The sequence below is a fragment of the Mesorhizobium sp. M0910 genome (assembly GCF_040319465.1).
Classification (GTDB): domain Bacteria; phylum Pseudomonadota; class Alphaproteobacteria; order Rhizobiales; family Rhizobiaceae; genus Mesorhizobium.
On record NZ_JAMYNZ010000008.1, the window covers coordinates 81,556 to 96,416 of the forward strand.

13 protein-coding genes are annotated in these 14,861 nt (G+C 62.3%); 6 read left to right on the top strand and 7 right to left on the bottom strand.

Annotation, left to right across the window (positions count from 1 at the left end):
• Together sufB and NKH78_RS20765 are read right to left on the bottom strand one after the other, a co-directional pair.
• The gene (sufB, locus tag NKH78_RS20760; protein WP_352506447.1) at window positions 1–1,518 is read right to left on the bottom strand and encodes a Fe-S cluster assembly protein SufB; all 1,518 of its coding nucleotides are present in this window, start codon (window positions 1,516–1,518) and stop codon (window positions 1–3) included.
• 187 nt (window positions 1,519–1,705) lie between these two features.
• Window positions 1,706–2,884, bottom strand: coding sequence for a cysteine desulfurase family protein (locus NKH78_RS20765; RefSeq protein WP_352506448.1), 1,179 nt, complete (start codon window positions 2,882–2,884; stop codon window positions 1,706–1,708).
• Between the two features lie 254 nt (window positions 2,885–3,138).
• Here NKH78_RS20765 and NKH78_RS20770 point away from each other — a divergent pair, with 254 nt between their 5' ends.
• Window positions 3,139–3,813: an alpha/beta hydrolase gene (locus NKH78_RS20770; RefSeq protein WP_023674683.1), complete on the top strand. Its 675-nt coding sequence runs from the start codon at window positions 3,139–3,141 to the stop codon at window positions 3,811–3,813.
• 6 nt (window positions 3,814–3,819) lie between these two features.
• Window positions 3,820–4,488: an FMN-binding negative transcriptional regulator gene (locus NKH78_RS20775; protein ID WP_352506449.1), complete on the top strand. Its 669-nt coding sequence runs from the start codon at window positions 3,820–3,822 to the stop codon at window positions 4,486–4,488.
• A gap of 40 nt (window positions 4,489–4,528) precedes the next feature.
• Here NKH78_RS20775 and NKH78_RS20780 read toward each other — a convergent pair whose 3' ends face one another.
• The 3 genes from NKH78_RS20780 to NKH78_RS20790 all read right to left on the bottom strand — a co-directional run bounded on the left by NKH78_RS20780 (window position 4,529) and on the right by NKH78_RS20790 (window position 5,884).
• Window positions 4,529–4,861 (bottom strand): lipid-A-disaccharide synthase N-terminal domain-containing protein, encoded by a 333-nt coding sequence (locus NKH78_RS20780; RefSeq protein WP_023674681.1) that lies wholly within the window; start codon window positions 4,859–4,861, stop codon window positions 4,529–4,531.
• A complete protein-coding gene (locus NKH78_RS20785) occupies window positions 4,854–5,582 on the bottom strand; it encodes a glycosyltransferase family 2 protein (protein ID WP_352477338.1) in 729 nt (242 codons plus the stop codon). The genes NKH78_RS20780 and NKH78_RS20785 overlap by 8 nt, the downstream gene beginning before the upstream one ends.
• Before the next feature lie 116 nt (window positions 5,583–5,698).
• Complete coding sequence (locus NKH78_RS20790; RefSeq protein ID WP_352506450.1) at window positions 5,699–5,884, bottom strand: hypothetical protein; 186 nt, start codon at window positions 5,882–5,884, stop codon at window positions 5,699–5,701.
• Here NKH78_RS20790 and tyrS point away from each other — a divergent pair.
• Window positions 5,871–7,124: a tyrosine--tRNA ligase gene (gene tyrS / locus NKH78_RS20795; protein WP_352506451.1), complete on the top strand. Its 1,254-nt coding sequence runs from the start codon at window positions 5,871–5,873 to the stop codon at window positions 7,122–7,124. The genes NKH78_RS20790 and tyrS overlap by 14 nt on opposite strands.
• A gap of 477 nt (window positions 7,125–7,601) precedes the next feature.
• On the opposite strand, the gene NKH78_RS20800 is transcribed toward tyrS, so the two are convergent.
• Window positions 7,602–8,264 (bottom strand): FMN-dependent NADH-azoreductase, encoded by a 663-nt coding sequence (locus NKH78_RS20800; protein ID WP_352689357.1) that lies wholly within the window; start codon window positions 8,262–8,264, stop codon window positions 7,602–7,604.
• 98 nt (window positions 8,265–8,362) lie between these two features.
• Between NKH78_RS20800 and NKH78_RS20805 the strand changes: the two genes are divergently transcribed.
• Window positions 8,363–9,226 carry a LysR family transcriptional regulator gene (locus tag NKH78_RS20805; protein WP_352506453.1) on the top strand — a complete coding sequence of 288 codons (864 nt, stop codon included), beginning with the start codon at window positions 8,363–8,365 and terminating at the stop codon, window positions 9,224–9,226.
• 264 nt (window positions 9,227–9,490) lie between these two features.
• Here the strand turns inward: NKH78_RS20805 and NKH78_RS20810 are convergent, their stop codons facing one another.
• Window positions 9,491–12,868 carry an AsmA-like C-terminal region-containing protein gene (locus NKH78_RS20810; protein ID WP_352506454.1) on the bottom strand — a complete coding sequence of 1,126 codons (3,378 nt, stop codon included), beginning with the start codon at window positions 12,866–12,868 and terminating at the stop codon, window positions 9,491–9,493.
• A gap of 96 nt (window positions 12,869–12,964) precedes the next feature.
• On the opposite strand from NKH78_RS20810, the gene NKH78_RS20815 reads away from it, so the two are divergent.
• Both NKH78_RS20815 and NKH78_RS20820 read left to right on the top strand, forming a co-directional pair.
• Window positions 12,965–13,432 (top strand): peroxiredoxin, encoded by a 468-nt coding sequence (locus NKH78_RS20815; RefSeq protein ID WP_352506455.1) that lies wholly within the window; start codon window positions 12,965–12,967, stop codon window positions 13,430–13,432.
• 138 nt (window positions 13,433–13,570) lie between these two features.
• Window positions 13,571–14,851: a M23 family metallopeptidase gene (locus NKH78_RS20820; protein WP_352738024.1), complete on the top strand. Its 1,281-nt coding sequence runs from the start codon at window positions 13,571–13,573 to the stop codon at window positions 14,849–14,851.
• Window positions 14,852–14,861: the final 10 nt, after the last annotated feature.

Below are 14,861 nucleotides of genomic sequence, written 5' to 3' on the forward strand. Positions count from 1 at the left end.
TCACCCAACACTCCCCTCAAGACTAATCCCGATCAGCTTCTGCGCTTCGACCGCGAATTCCATCGGCAGTTGCTGGATGACGTCCTTGACGAAGCCGTTGACGATCAGCGCAATCGCCTCTTCTTCCGGGATGCCGCGCTGCATGACGTAGAACTTCTGGTCCTCTGAAATCTTCGAAGTGGTCGCCTCGTGCTCGAACTGCGCGGTCGAATTCTTGGCTTCCATGTAGGGCACGGTGTGTGCGCCGCACTGATCGCCGATCAGCAGGGAATCGCAATTGGTGAAGTTGCGGGCGTTGGTCGCCTTGCGGTGCGCCGAGACCTGGCCGCGATAGGTGTTCTGCGAGAAGCCGGCGGCAATGCCCTTGGAGATGATGCGGCTCGACGTGTTCTTGCCGAGATGGATCATCTTGGTGCCGCTGTCGACCTGCTGATAGCCGTTGGAGACGGCGATCGAATAGAACTCGCCACTAGAATCGTCGCCGCGCAGGATGCAGCTCGGATATTTCCAGGTGATGGCCGAACCGGTCTCGACCTGTGTCCACGAAATCTTCGAGCGATGGCCGCGGCAGTCGCCGCGCTTGGTGACGAAATTATAGATGCCGCCCTTGCCTTCGGCGTCGCCGGGATACCAGTTCTGCACCGTCGAATATTTGATTTCGGCGTCATCGAGCGCGATCAGCTCGACCACCGCGGCATGAAGCTGGTTCTCGTCGCGTTGCGGCGCCGTGCAGCCTTCGAGGTAAGAGACGTAAGCCCCCTCCTCAGCGATGATCAGCGTGCGCTCGAACTGGCCGGTATTCTTCTCGTTCATGCGGAAATAAGTCGACAGTTCCATCGGGCAGCGCACGCCCCTGGGCACGAAGACGAAGGAGCCGTCGGTGAACACGGCCGAATTCAGCGTCGCGTAGAAATTGTCGGAGGTCGGCACGACCGAGCCGAGATACTTCTTCACCAGCTCCGGATGCTCGCGGATGGCTTCCGAGATCGAGCAGAAGATGACGCCGGCCTGCGCCAGCTCCTTCTTGAAAGTGGTGACGACGGAGACGGAATCGAACACCGCATCGACGGCGACGCGGCCCGACTTGTAGACGTTGTCGCTGGCTTCCTCGAGCTCCGACGCATCGGTCTTCTGCACGCCGGCGAGGATTTCCTGTTCCCTGAGCGGAATGCCGAGCTTCTCGTAGACCTTCAGCAGTTCGGGATCGACCTCGCTGAGCGAAGTCGGGCCGGGCGTGCTCTTGGGCGCCGCGTAATAATAAATGTCCTGGAAATCGATTTTGGGATAGTGGACGCGCGCCCATTTCGGCTCGTCCAGCGTCAGCCAGCGGCGATAGGCTTCCAGGCGCCATTCCAGCATCCAGGACGGCTCGTCCTTCTTGGCCGAAATGAAGCGGATAATGTCTTCACTCAGGCCCTTGGGGGCCTTGTCCATCGCGATTTCGGTCTGGAATCCGTATTTATACTGGTCGACATCGATCTTTCGAACTCGATCGATCGTCTCCTGCACAGCAGGCATCAGCGTTCTCCATCCACGCCGGGGTCAAGGCCCGGCAGTTTTCAAACTATGGCACCGCGAACGAGCACCCTTGAGCACCCGCGGCGGCGTAAGTTTCATATAGTGCGTTCATGCCGGAAATTCACCCGGCCAAATTCGAACGCACGGCTCTACCAGGCCACAAGGCCCAAATATTCCTTCGCCGCGCTCAGGCGGCCTTTTCCCTGTTCACCTTTTCCCTACCGGCTTGCCGTGCAACGATCGTCGCCAGCGCCGCGCGAAACAGCTCGATATCCTTGGCGCTGGTCGCGTGGCCGATGGACACACGCAACGCGCCAACGCTATCGCCGTAACCCATGGCTTTCAGCACGTGACTCGGCCCGACTTTGCCCGACGAACAGGCCGATCCGGCCGACAGCGCCACACCGGCAAGGTCGAAGGCGATCTGCGCCGTCTCGGCCTTGATGCCGGGAATAGCGAAGAATGTGGTATTGGCAAGCCTTGCAGCGCCGGTCCCGAAGATTTCGGCGTCCGGAACAAGCGTTTTAACGATCGCCTCGATTTCGTCGCGACGCTGCCGCACCGCTTCGATCGTTTGCAAGCCGGCAGACGCTTCGCTAGCGGCCGCACCAAACCCGGCAATCGCCGCCAGGTTTTCGGTGCCGCCCCGATGGCCCTTTTCCTGGCCGCCGCCGCTGACCAGCGGTTTTGGCATCATCAGGTCCGACGCCGCGACAATGGCGCCGACGCCCTTGGGGCCGCCGATCTTGTGCGACGAGAGAATAAAATAGTCTGCGTAAGCCTCTGATATATCGAGCGGAATGCGGCCGGCTGCCTGCACGGCATCGACGACCAGGATGCCACCCGCCGCCTTGACGATTTCGGCGATGCGGCCGACCGGCTGGATTACGCCGGTTTCATTGTTGGCAGCGTGGATGGCCACCAGCGGTAAGCCTTCGGCCTTGTCATGCTGGGCGAGAGCCTCGGCCAAAACGTCGAGCCTGACGACGCCGTCGGCGTCGACGCCGATCCGTATCACCTGCGCCGCTGGGAAACGCCCGCCGTTCAGCAGGCAAGGATGATCGGCCTCGGACACATAGAGCCGGCTCATACGGACAGCACCGCGCCCCATCTGCCAGTCCGGCGTCAGCAGCGTCGAGGCCGCTTCCGTCGCGCCGGAGGTGAATACGACATGCTCGGCCCTGGCGTTGGCCAGTCGCGCCACATTGCGCCTGGCATCCTCGATCAGCCGCCGCGCAGCGCGGCCCTCGGCATGGACGGAGGACGGGTTGGCGGCGACGTCGAGCGCGGCGACCACCGCCGCGCGCGCGGCGGCAAGCAGCGGCGCGCTGGCATTGTAGTCGAGATAGGCGCGTGCTCCGGCCATTTCCGTCCAACTGGTCCCTTCAAAAGCCGTTCCGCGAAGATAGCGCGTTATTTCCTTGAAATTGCAAGGCAAGACGTCCTATTTACGCGGCTTGCGGCGCGGGTGGCCGAGCCACAGTTTTGGCCGCCCAGTTTTGAACAATTCTAAACTAGCTTCTAGAAAGACGCTCGCCCTGCGTCAAGGCCTAGGGAAAACTGGGGCCAGAGGAAAAGTTGTTCCGGGCGCCGCGCAATTTATGCCAAGTGGAGTATTTCATGCCTGAGGTCATTTTCACCGGTCCGGCCGGCCGTCTGGAGGGTCGCTATCAGCCCTCGAAGGAAAAGAGCGCGCCGATTGCCATCGTCCTGCACCCGCACCCCCAGTTCGGCGGCACGATGAACAACAAGATCGTCTACGACCTCTTCTACATGTTCCAGAAGCGCAATTTCACCACGCTGCGCTTCAATTTCCGCGGCATCGGCCGCAGCCAGGGAGAGTTCGACCACGGCACCGGCGAGTTGTCCGACGCCGCGGCGGCGCTCGACTGGGTGCAGTCGCTGCACCCCGATTCGAAGAGTTGCTGGGTTGCCGGCTATTCGTTCGGCTCGTGGATCGGCATGCAGCTTCTCATGCGCCGGCCGGAGATCGAGGGCTTTATCTCGGTCGCGCCCCAGCCCAATACCTATGATTTCTCGTTCCTGGCGCCATGCCCGTCGTCCGGCCTGATCATCCACGGCGACGCCGACAAGGTCGCGCCGCCCAAGGACGTGCAGGGCCTGGTCGACAAGCTGCACACGCAAAAAGGCATTACCATCACTCAGAAGACCTTGCCCGGCGCCAACCATTTCTTTGCCAACCATGCGGAGCTTCTGATCGAGGAATGCGCGGACTACCTCGACCGCCGGCTGGCCGGGGAACTGTCCGACCCACGGCCGAAGCGGCTGAGATAATCGGCGATGTACCAACCGCCTCACTTCCAGGAAACACGGCCGGACGTCCTGCACGGGCTGATCCGGGCGCATCCGCTTGGCCTGCTGGTGTCGAACGGCACCGAGGGGCCGATCGCCAACGCAATTCCCTTTCTTCTAGACGCGCCCTCCCTGCTCAACGCGGATGTGCCGCCGAACGGCAGGCTGCGCGCCCATCTGGCCAAGGCCAATCCGCAATGGCGGCTTTTGGCCGACAGTCCCCTGGTGCCGGTGCTGGTCGTCTTCCAGGGCGCCGATGCCTATGTGACGCCGTCCTGGTACGAGACCAAGCGTGAAACCGGCAAGGTGGTGCCGACCTGGAACTACGCCATCGTCCAGGTGCGCGGCATCGTCACGGTGATCGAAGACCAGGATTGGCTGGCCGAGCAGATTTCCGATCTGACGATGTCGCAGGAGGGCAGCCGCCCGGCGCCGTGGGCGGTGACCGACGCGCCGGCACCCTTCATCCAGTCACAGATCAAGGGCATCGTCGGCCTGGAAATCGAAATCACCGAAATCAGCGGCAAGTGGAAAGTCAGCCAGAACCGCCCGGCCGGCGACCGCGTCGGTGTCGCCGAGGGGCTCGAGAGCGAGACCGCCAACTCGGCCGACATGGTCCAGTTGGTAAGGTCCTACGGCGGGCTGGACGGCAAGTAGTCTTGCTTGCTTGCTCGACCGGTTCAGGCCGGTGGCGGGCTCAATCGACCTTGGTCATCGCCGCCTTGCGCTCGTTGGCGATCAGCCAGAGATTGCGGATATAGATCAACAGGCCCATGGCCTGGCCGGCGATGAACACCGGATCCTGACGCTGGATGGCGTAGATCAGCAGCAGGCCGCCGCCGAACAGCGAAAAGAACCAGAAGGCAATCGGCACGACGCTGCGCTTGGCTTTTTCCGACGCCACCCACTGCACCAGAAAGCGCATGGTGAAGAAGAACTGGGCGACGAAGCCGAGCAGCACCCAGGCATCGAATTGCTTGACGAAAACATCGTGAAGCCAGGTCGCCAATTCCTGAAGCACGTTACCCATGCCTGATTTCCTCTACTTTGGGCATTCTGCGGCGCCTGCGGCGCAGCCACCAGACGCCGGCAAGATCGAGCACGCCCTGAAGGCCGCGATCGAAGATGCCGTAATTCGATTTGCCGTGACGGCGGGAGCGGTCGACGACATCGCAATGGACGACGCGGTAGCCCTCCTGGATGACCAGCGCTGGAACAAAGCGATGGGTGCCGTCGAAGAAGGGCAATTTCCGCAAAATGTCGGTGTGAATCGCCTTGAGGCCGCAGCCGGTATCCCGCGTCTCGTCGTGCAGGATGGCTTTTCTCAGCCCGTTGGCGAAACGCGACGCCAGTTGCTTGATCTTGCTGTCGCGGCGCTTCAGACGCTGTCCCTGCGCGGCCCCGACTTCGGGACCAGCCTGCCGCAGCGCGTCGATCAACACTGGGATATAACCGGGGTCGTTCTGACCGTCGCCGTCAATGGTGGCGACTATATCGCCCCGCGCCGCCCAGGCGCCTGAGCGCACCGAGAGCGACTGTCCGGCGGATTTTTCATGCCTGAGATGGCGCAGCGGAAACCGGCGAAGCGCTGCCTCTGCTGCAAGCACCGAAGGCGTATCGTCTGTCGAGCCATCGTCGACGACGATGACCTCGAAGTCCCGCCCGGCCATGGCAGTGCCGATCTCGTCGAGCAGAAGCGGCAGGTTCGCCGCCTCGTTCCGGCAAGGAATGACGATGGATATCTCCGGCATCTCGACTCTGTCACAGGATATGGCATTCGATCGATGCCGCGCGGTCCAGAGGAAGAGCCCCGCTGGCGCGGCGCCTCATTACGCCAGCCGAAACAATGACGCAAGCAGGCCGCACGCTATCCGCGCGGACACAAAACCGGATTCCACTTTTGCTGATCGCGCAAAACCATCCGAAGCGTGATCGGACGCAAAACCGGATTCCACTTTTGCTGATCGCGCTTGAGTGCTAAACGCCCGCCTTCATGCACAGCCGGGCCGCGTTCGGCCGGAAGCTTTTCGGGAAAGAAAATGTCCGCCTTCAAATCCGATTTCCTGCGCACCATGAGCGAGCGCGGTTTCATCCACCAGACCTCGGACGATGCCGGCCTCGACCAGCTTTTCGCCACGGAAACGGTGAGCGCCTATATCGGCTTCGACGCCACCGCGAGGAGCCTGCATGCCGGGTCGCTGATCCAGATCATGATGCTTTACTGGCTGCAGCAGACCGGCCACCGGCCGATCGCGCTGATGGGCGGCGGCACCTCGATGATTGGCGATCCGTCGTTCAAGGACGAGGCCCGCAAGCTTTTGACGCCGCAGGATATCGAGAACAATCTCGCCGGCATCCGCCGCAACTTCATGCCCTACCTCAAATTCGGCAGCGGCCCGAACGGCGCCGTCATGATCAACAATGCCGACTGGCTGATGGATATCAACTACGTCAATTTTCTGCGCGATGTCGGCCGGCATTTTTCGGTCAACCGCATGCTGGCCTTCGATTCGGTCAAGCTCCGGCTGGATCGCGAGCAGTCGCTGTCGTTCCTCGAATTCAACTACATGATCCTGCAGGCCTACGACTTCGTCGAGCTCTACAAGCGCCTCGGTTGCCGGCTGCAGATGGGCGGCTCCGACCAGTGGGGCAACATCGTCAACGGTATCGATCTCGGCCATCGCATGGAAGGCGCGCAGCTTTATGCGCTGACGACGCCGCTGCTCACCACCTCGTCCGGCGCCAAGATGGGCAAGTCGGCCTCGGGCGCGGTCTGGCTCGATGCGGAGATGTTGAGCCCGTACGACTTCTGGCAATATTGGCGCAACACCGAGGATGCCGATGTCGGCCGTTTCCTCAAGCTCTATACGACCTTGCCGCTCGCCGAGGTCGCGCGCCTCGAACGGCTCGGCGGCTCGGAGATCAACGAAGCCAAGAAGATCCTCGCCACCGAAATCACCGCCATGCTGCATGGCCGCGGGGCGGCAGAGGAGGCCAGCGAAACGGCGCGCAAGACGTTCGAAGAAGGGGCGCTCGCCGAAACACTGCCAACAGTCGAGGTGGGCAGGGCCGATCTTGAAGCCGGCGTCGGCATATTGTCGCTGTTCGTCACCGCCGGGCTGGCTGCGTCCAACGGCGAGGCACGGCGGCATATCCAGGGCGGCGCCATGCGCCTTAACGATCAGCCCGTGTCAGACGATCGCAGGATGGTGACGCTGCAGGATCTGGGGCCGGAAAACGTCGCAAAGCTGTCGCTCGGCAAGAAGAAGCACGTTCTGGTGCGGCCGGTCTGACCAGGGCCCGCCCTTCCTGTTAGATCTTTTCCGAAACCGGTTTCATCTTGCGGCGCTGGACCTTAGGTTCGGAATCACGGCCGAGGTTAATCGGCTAGCTCCCGAGAATGGCCGAGATGCCATTCGTCTCATCGATCGGAAGGAGCAGGTAGCGCAAATTGCGGACGTTCTGCGGCGCTTCGATGAACGTCTTGTTCGGGGCCGGAAGCGGACCGCCTGCTCGTAGAAGCGAGATATATACAAGCTGACATTAAGTTCCGCGCGAGCAGCCTCCTGATCTGATCCAAAACGGTCCTTGCCGAGACTGATCCATTGCCTGAAAGCGGACGTAGGTAGAATCGGTGCGCCTGCCCCGGCTTAGGCGACGTTGCGGACGTCCGTTCTCCAAAGTTGTTACGCCGGGTGGACGGGGATGCACGTGCAAGCTGGGGTCAGAACGGGTTATCAACGCGCTTGTCCGCAGCAAGCGCTTCATAATCATGCAATCGCCTCTGTTGTGCGTGACAGGAGGTCTTCCGCCAGCCGTGACGCGGCCTCTCGCGCATCCTGGCGAGCCGCATGATCAATATCGGGTCCAAAGAGGGTCTTCTGGATGATTAGACTGCGGACATCTTCGATACCGATGAAGCGCAACCACGCTTGTATATAAGGTTTTTGAAAATCGAAGCGCTGCGCCGGAGTGATAGATTGCGCTGCATAGTCGAGACCTCGCGCGTAGACTACCACTGCGATCTTATCCCGGAGCAGTCCTCCGAACCCGTGTTCAGGATCGAACGAGAAAAGGATGTCCTTCTGCGATACCAGGTCGATGAAGTGCTTGAGCTTGTAGGGAATGCTGAAATTCCACAGAGGCGTCGACAGCAGGACAATATCCGCCCAGTGCAGTTGTTGCGCCAACTCTTGCAATGTGGCCCATGCCTGCTGTTGAGAAGGGGTAAGCGGCGCGCCGCTGAGCCCCGCATATTTGGCCAACATCGCGTCCACACCGAATTCTGGGAGGTCGACATCCCATAGGTCGAGCGTTGAAATCTCCAAGTCGGGTCGTCGAGCACGATAGCTTTGAACAAAGGCGTCGGCGACCTCACGCGAGGCGGAACGCTCTTTGCGGGGCGAGGAAACGATATGCAGTAGCTTGGTCATGGATCACCCTTGCTCATTGTGACGAACCACATTGCGTCATATTTCAATTCGATATAGAAATTGAGATTATCGACGATATTAATCATGGATCAGAATATATGTTGGAATTGGTCCTGCTCAGGACGTTCGTCGCCGTGTTCGACGAAGGCGGCTTCAGTCGGGCAGGAGCGCGACTAAACCTTACGCAGTCGGCCGTCAGTGGGCACCTGCGCCGTCTCGAGGAGCAGGTCGGAAAGCCCTTACTCAACAGGACGACGCGCTCGCTGGAGATGACACCCGATGGCGAGCGCCTGCTCGCCTATGCCCGGGCGATGCTCGCCCTTAACCGGGATGCTTTGGCCGATCTGGCGCAGGCACCCTTTCACGGCAGGGTTCGCGTCGGCCTCTCGGAAGACTTTGCACAGGTCCCCATCCTTCGCGCCTTGCAGGCATTCGGCGCTGATCGCCCCGGATTGCAGGTCGAGGTGCAAGTCGGGATTCCGAGTGCGCTCCTCTCGAAGATGAAGGAGGGCAACATCGAACTGGTGCTCGGATCACAATGTGAGGGTGAGGAGATGGGGCGCCTCCTGTGGCGCGAGCCTCTTGTCTGGGCATGGGGGGATCGTACCGGCGTGAATCTTCCGGACCCGCTGCCGTTGGCGGTGTTGCCGGAACCTTGCCCCTACAGGGAAGTTGCTCTTGAACGGCTTGCCAAGGCCGGGATCAGCCAGCGCACGGTGATGATCTGCGCAAGCAACTCCAGCCTGAGGGCGGCTGCCATCTCAGGCTTTGCTGTAGCGCCGATGATCGCCAGTCAGCTGAGAAACGGCCTTGTCAGGGTACCCGAAAGCTACGGTCTGCCAGAGTTACCAGAAGCGGAGTTCAGGCTATTTGCCGCATCGAACGGCGATACCTCCGTCCTCGAAGAACTGGCGGAGGCCATCATGAATGCCGTTCCTCGAAGGCACGCTGGCGAGGACTGATCCTGAACTCGCACCGACGTCTGCTTTATGGCTAGTTCCGAATGTCCAGAAATGGCGCAACCGCGCGACCTCCATCATGGTCACAACAATGTCTGCTGTCAGGCAATGGTAACGGTCACCTCAATGGCCGAGATTGCGGCGGGAAGCGGCCATTTAAACCCGGGCTGACGTCAGTCGCCTTTGGATCATGGGCGTGAATTCGCGGGCGGACGAGCGGCCGCTTGAGATCAAAACTCGGTCGCTCGAGGTAATTGGGTTTTGACCTCACCGATACTCGAAGATCGACCTGAAGATCCCGGGCGCTATCACCGATAGCGGATTGACCTCCAGGTTGGGCTTGTTGGCGTTGCCCTTGAGCCTGTAGGTGACGCCGATCAGGCCGCGGTCGCGGCCGTTGCCGAGCAGCGCGCCTATCACCGGCAGTTCGCCGAAGATGCGGTTTACGCCGTAGGCCGGCATGAACGTGCCGGTCATGTCCATGTTGTTGTTCTGGTCGTAGAGCGTGCCCTGGAAGGTGGTGCCGATGCGCGGGCCGCGCAGCACGCCGTTGCGCAGCTTCAGATAGCCACTGCCCTTGTCGATCTCGCTGAAGCCGCGCTCGAATTTCACCCTCGACGTGTCGAGATTGCCCTTGACCGCCTCGTTGAGGCTGCGGCTGTCGCCGGCCGGCGTCGTCGACACGATCGAGGCGAGCTTCGGCTCGTTGACGACAACGAAATTCCTGGCGTCGACCTGGCCCTTCATCGGCCCGTCGCCGGCCCCGGTGAGCGCCAACGTGATCGAGCCGCCTTCCATATGCTCGTAGATGTTGAGGAAGCGCAGTATGGCGCCGGCGTCGGCCGACTTCATGTTGAGCGTTCGCAGGCCGCCGCCGGTCGTGTTGCTGACGGTGATCGCGGCTCCCGAACTTGCGGTGGCGCTCACCTTGAGCCCGTTCACTCTGGAGCCGGCGGCGCTGTAGTCGAGCTTCAGATTCGACAGCACCTCGTCGTGGAAGCCGGTCAGGGAGCTGACGTCGGCGCTGACCGAGATCGCATCGACGCCGGTGGTCTTCGTCGCGGTATCGACATCGGACGTGAATTGCTTGATCAGCGAGCGTGCGTCCAACGCGCTGCCGCTGACCTCGACCGCATAGGCCTTGCCCGACCGCTTCACCGAGACGGCGACGTCGTCGCCCCTGTTCAACGTGACCTTGCTGAACCGGGCCGAGGACAAGGCGCCGTTAATCAGCACGGCGCTGCCGTCGATGGAGAAGGTCTTGCCGTCGAGTTCGAAATTGGACAGCGTCGTGGTGTCGCCGGTCTTCGCCATGGCGAAGACGACCTTGGCGGGAATGCCGGGGCCCTTGCTCCAGCCGGCCCAGGGAATGTCCAGCCTGGCATTGGTCAGGTCGGCCGACACGTTCTGGTAGCCGGCGCCGCTCTTGTCGATTGCCACCTTGATGGTTCCGGAAAGCAGTGTCGACAGGCCAGGCATGGCGCTGGCGCGCGTCTTGTCGTCGAGCACCAGCGCTACTTTACGACTGCGCGGCGGACCGCCATCCCTCAGCGGCTCAATCAGGTCGAGCTCGGCCGGAATCCCGTTGAGCAGTGCCTTGGCCGAGATCACCGCCCGGTCGGGCGCGACCGTGATCGAGCCGTCGGCATGGCTGACCGTCTGGCCCTCGAACGGCTTGGCAAGCGACAGGTCCTTGTAGTCGAGCGCCACCAGCCAATCGAGTTTGGACGAGTCGACACCGGACTGCAGCGGAATATCAGCCTTGACGTGGCCGGTCACCGTGCCGGACAGGTCGTCCGGCAGCAGGCCGACATGGCGCATAGCGTTGATCGGATCAAACGATGCCAGTTCGGCGATTGCCGGCGCCTCGCCGGCGACATCGATGTCGAGCGCGCCGATCACCGGCGGATGGTTCGCCGCCTTGACGGTAAGCGTGCCGTTGCTTGCCGCCACGGTGCGGCCGCTCGGCATATAGACGCTACCCGACGACAGCGCGACGTCGACGTCGTTGCCGTGGAAGCCGACGACGCCGACGGCATCGCGGATCGGCGGAATGCGGCCGGCCGTGTCGAAGCGCGATCCTTCGACCTGGAAGCGGCCGAACACTTCATCGGCGGAAAGCGGCACGCCGTTGCCGAGCCGTCCGGGCACGACCTGGAATTGCAGGCTGCCATTGGCGACGCGGCCGCCGAACAGGTTCTTAAGCACCCACAGCCTGGCATTGCGCGCCGAAAACCACGGCCATAATTGCTTGACGTGCGAGACCGGCATGTCGTGGACATTGAGCGCCACCGATATGCCCGGCGCCTGGTTGGCGACGTATGAAACCGAAGCCGTGCCCAGCACTTCGCTGCCGGGTCCGGACCGGACGCCGATCTGCTCGGCGATCAGCTTTTGGCTCGTCGGCTGGTAGAGGCCGGCAATACGGGCGATGAAGCTGAGCGCCGGCTCCGGCGAATCCGAAGGCGCCAGGGTCGAACCGTCGCTGGTGAGGTCGTAACGATAGGATGGCTCCTCGCCGGCTGTGCCGGTAGCCGGCTTCGGCCCGATCGAACCGGCGAAATCGAAGGTCGAGCGGCCGGTTTTCAGCAGCAAACTGTCGACCTGGATCTTGTTCGACCCGGCGACGAGCGTCGCATCGAGATCGATATCGGCCGGAAGCAGGCCGCGCGAACCGAGATCGAGCACCGATCCGGTCAGCGACAGGGCAGCGGTCAGCCGCGAACCGTTGTCGCCGGTCCCTTCCGACCCCGCCAGCTTCAAGGCGATCGCGCCCAATTTGCCACCTGCTGCCGCAGCGTCGGCGTCCGCCGTCTGGATGCTGGCGTCCAGCATGGTGATGCGTCGCGTCGCCGGATCGCGGGTGGCGGAAGCGGCGATGGTGAGCGCCCTGCCGTCGACATCCGCGTCGGATGAAAACTCCATGCTTCCCGGTCCCGATTGCGAGACTGAGGCGTCGGCGATGGTGACCGACTCGACAGATCCGGTCTCGGGCAGTACCAGCTCGACGTTGCGCAGATCGATCTGGCGCATCGAATCCTCGCGCACCGCATCGAGCGCCCGGTTGAGGTTGGCGAAGACGGCGGCGGAAAGTTTTTCCGGATCGATGAGGCCGTCCTGGTTGCGCAGCTCCGCCGTCCAGTCACCGCCGGACGGCATTGCCGCCATGACGATGTGCGCGTCGGAAATCCGGGCGCTGGTCAGCCGCACCTCGCCCGAAAGCAACGGGATCAGCCGGATGCCAAAGCGGACCCGGCCGGCGTCGGCCATCGGTGTTCCGTCGGCGGTCTTGAGGCTGACGTCGCTGACCTGCAGCGCAATGAAGCTCGACCCGTCAAGCGTCAGCCGGGCCGGTCCGACGGCAACGTCGACATCGAAGCCGGCCAATTTCTCGATTGCCGTTTCGGCTTCCGCGCGAAGCCGCTCCGAGCCGAAGCCGGATACGCCGATCGCGTAGACGCCGGCGGCAGCCAGCAGCACAAGGGCGACGAGGCCGGCAAACAGCCGCGCCATCAAACGGACGCCGCGACCGATCGACGCCTGGCCGAGCGGCGGGACGCGGCACGCGGACGGAAAGGTTCCCAGGTCGGTGATCTCGTCACGCCTGAACCTGATCTTCTCGTGCTGCGGTAGCTCCTGATCCACGCAATCTTCCGTTGAGACGAATTCGATCGTGGACGAATCCTCGCTCGACATTATATCGGTGCAGCCTGGCGCGTAACTTCAAACAAGGGCATCGGTATGGCTGACCTCGACGTGGGCGATGTTGCGCCGCAATTCGATCTTCCGCGCGACGGCGGCGGTTCACTCAGCCTCGCCGCATTGCTGGGAAAACCCATCGTACTCTATTTCTACCCACAGGACGACACCACAAGCTGCACCAACGAGGCGATCGGCTTTTCGCAGTTGAAGCCAGAGTTCGAAAAGGCCGGCGCTGTCGTCATCGGGCTCTCGCCGGACAGCGCCAAGAAACACGACAAATTCAAGGCGAAGTACGATCTGAGCGTCGATCTTGTCGCCGACGAAGAGCGCAAAGTGATCGAGGCTTACCATTTGTGGGTGGAAAAGAAGCTCTACGGCCGCACCTATATGGGCGTCGAGCGGGCGACGTTCCTGATCGGCCGCGACGGACGCATCGCCAGGATCTGGCGCAACGTCCGCGTCAAGGGGCACGCCGAAGAGGTGCTGAACGCGATTCGCGCTCTTTGAGAGCTGCGCCAGGCCGCCGCAATGCGATACCCGTTTTGCGCGAAGACCTTTGCCTGTCGTTCGATCCGGCAAAACTTTGTTAACCCTAATAATGTGTAATCAGGCTCGTCGTTGGTGTCGTAACGAAAGCTTGGTCCCGTGAACGTAGCCAGTCAGTCAGCGGTCTTCGGCAGACGCAAAGAGCCTCACACGGTCATCATCGCCCGGGGCGACCAGATAAGGCATTTCACCATACGCCCGTGGCTTGCGGCATTTTGCGGCTCGGCGCTGGCGGCGATCGTCATCGGCTACCTGCTGGCGACCTCTTATCTGGTGCTGCGCGACGACCTGATCGGCGCCACGACGGCGCGGCAGGCGCGCATGCAGCAGGCCTACGAAGACCGCATCTCGGCACTGCGCAGCCAGGTCGACCGCATCACCAGCCGCCAGCTACTCGATCAGCAGCTGATGGAAACCAAGGTCAGCGAGTTGCTGGAACGGCAGAGCCAGCTCAGCCTGCGTCACGGCCGCCTCGGGCCGATCCTCGAACGAGCCGAAAACGAGGTCGCAACGCCGCCCGTGCCGACGGCAAAGCCGGACGAACATGCCGACGCGACCGGCAGCATCCAGCCGATGGCCTATTCCGTCGCCAGCCTTGCTGCCCCCCTTCCCAGCAACGACACCAGGCCGTTCTCACTGTGGTCGACCCGCGCCGATCCGCTGCCGAGCGAAAGCGCGGCCGACCGGGCAGACAAGCTCTTCGTCTCGATCAACAACTCGCTGAAGGCCATCGAGAGCCAGCAGCTCACCCGCATCGCCACACTTGCCGACAATGCCTACAAAAGCGCCGACGCGATCTCGCAGGCGCTCGAGGCCGCCGGCCTGCCCGTCGATAGCGACTTCGAAAAGAGCGACGTCGGTGGCCCGCTGATACCACTCGACAGCTCGTTGGTCTTCGACAGCAAGGTCAAGGAGTTGGACGAGGCTCTTGATGCGCTGGATCATCTTAAAAAGGAAGCGCGGCGGCTGCCGCTCGCCAACCCCGCGCCCGGCCATAGCGTCACCAGCCCGTTCGGCGTGCGCACCGACCCTATCCTCGGCACGGCCGCCTTGCATTCCGGCATGGATTTCAGGGCGCCGATCGGTATGCCGGCCAAGGTCACGGCAGCCGGCGTGGTCGTCAAGGCCGGCTGGAACGGCGGCTACGGCCGCATGATCGAGGTCGACCACGGCAACGGTTTTGTGACGCGTTACGGGCATCTCAGCGAAATCGACGTCGCCGTCGGACAGAAGCTCGATGCCGGAGACATCATCGGCAAGACTGGCAACAGCGGCCGCTCAACCGGCCCGCATCTGCATTACGAGGTCCGCCACAACGGCGAGGCAATCGATCCGCTGGGGTTTCTGACCGTCGGCAAGAAGGTCGAGCGGTACCTCTAGGGAGCCGGGC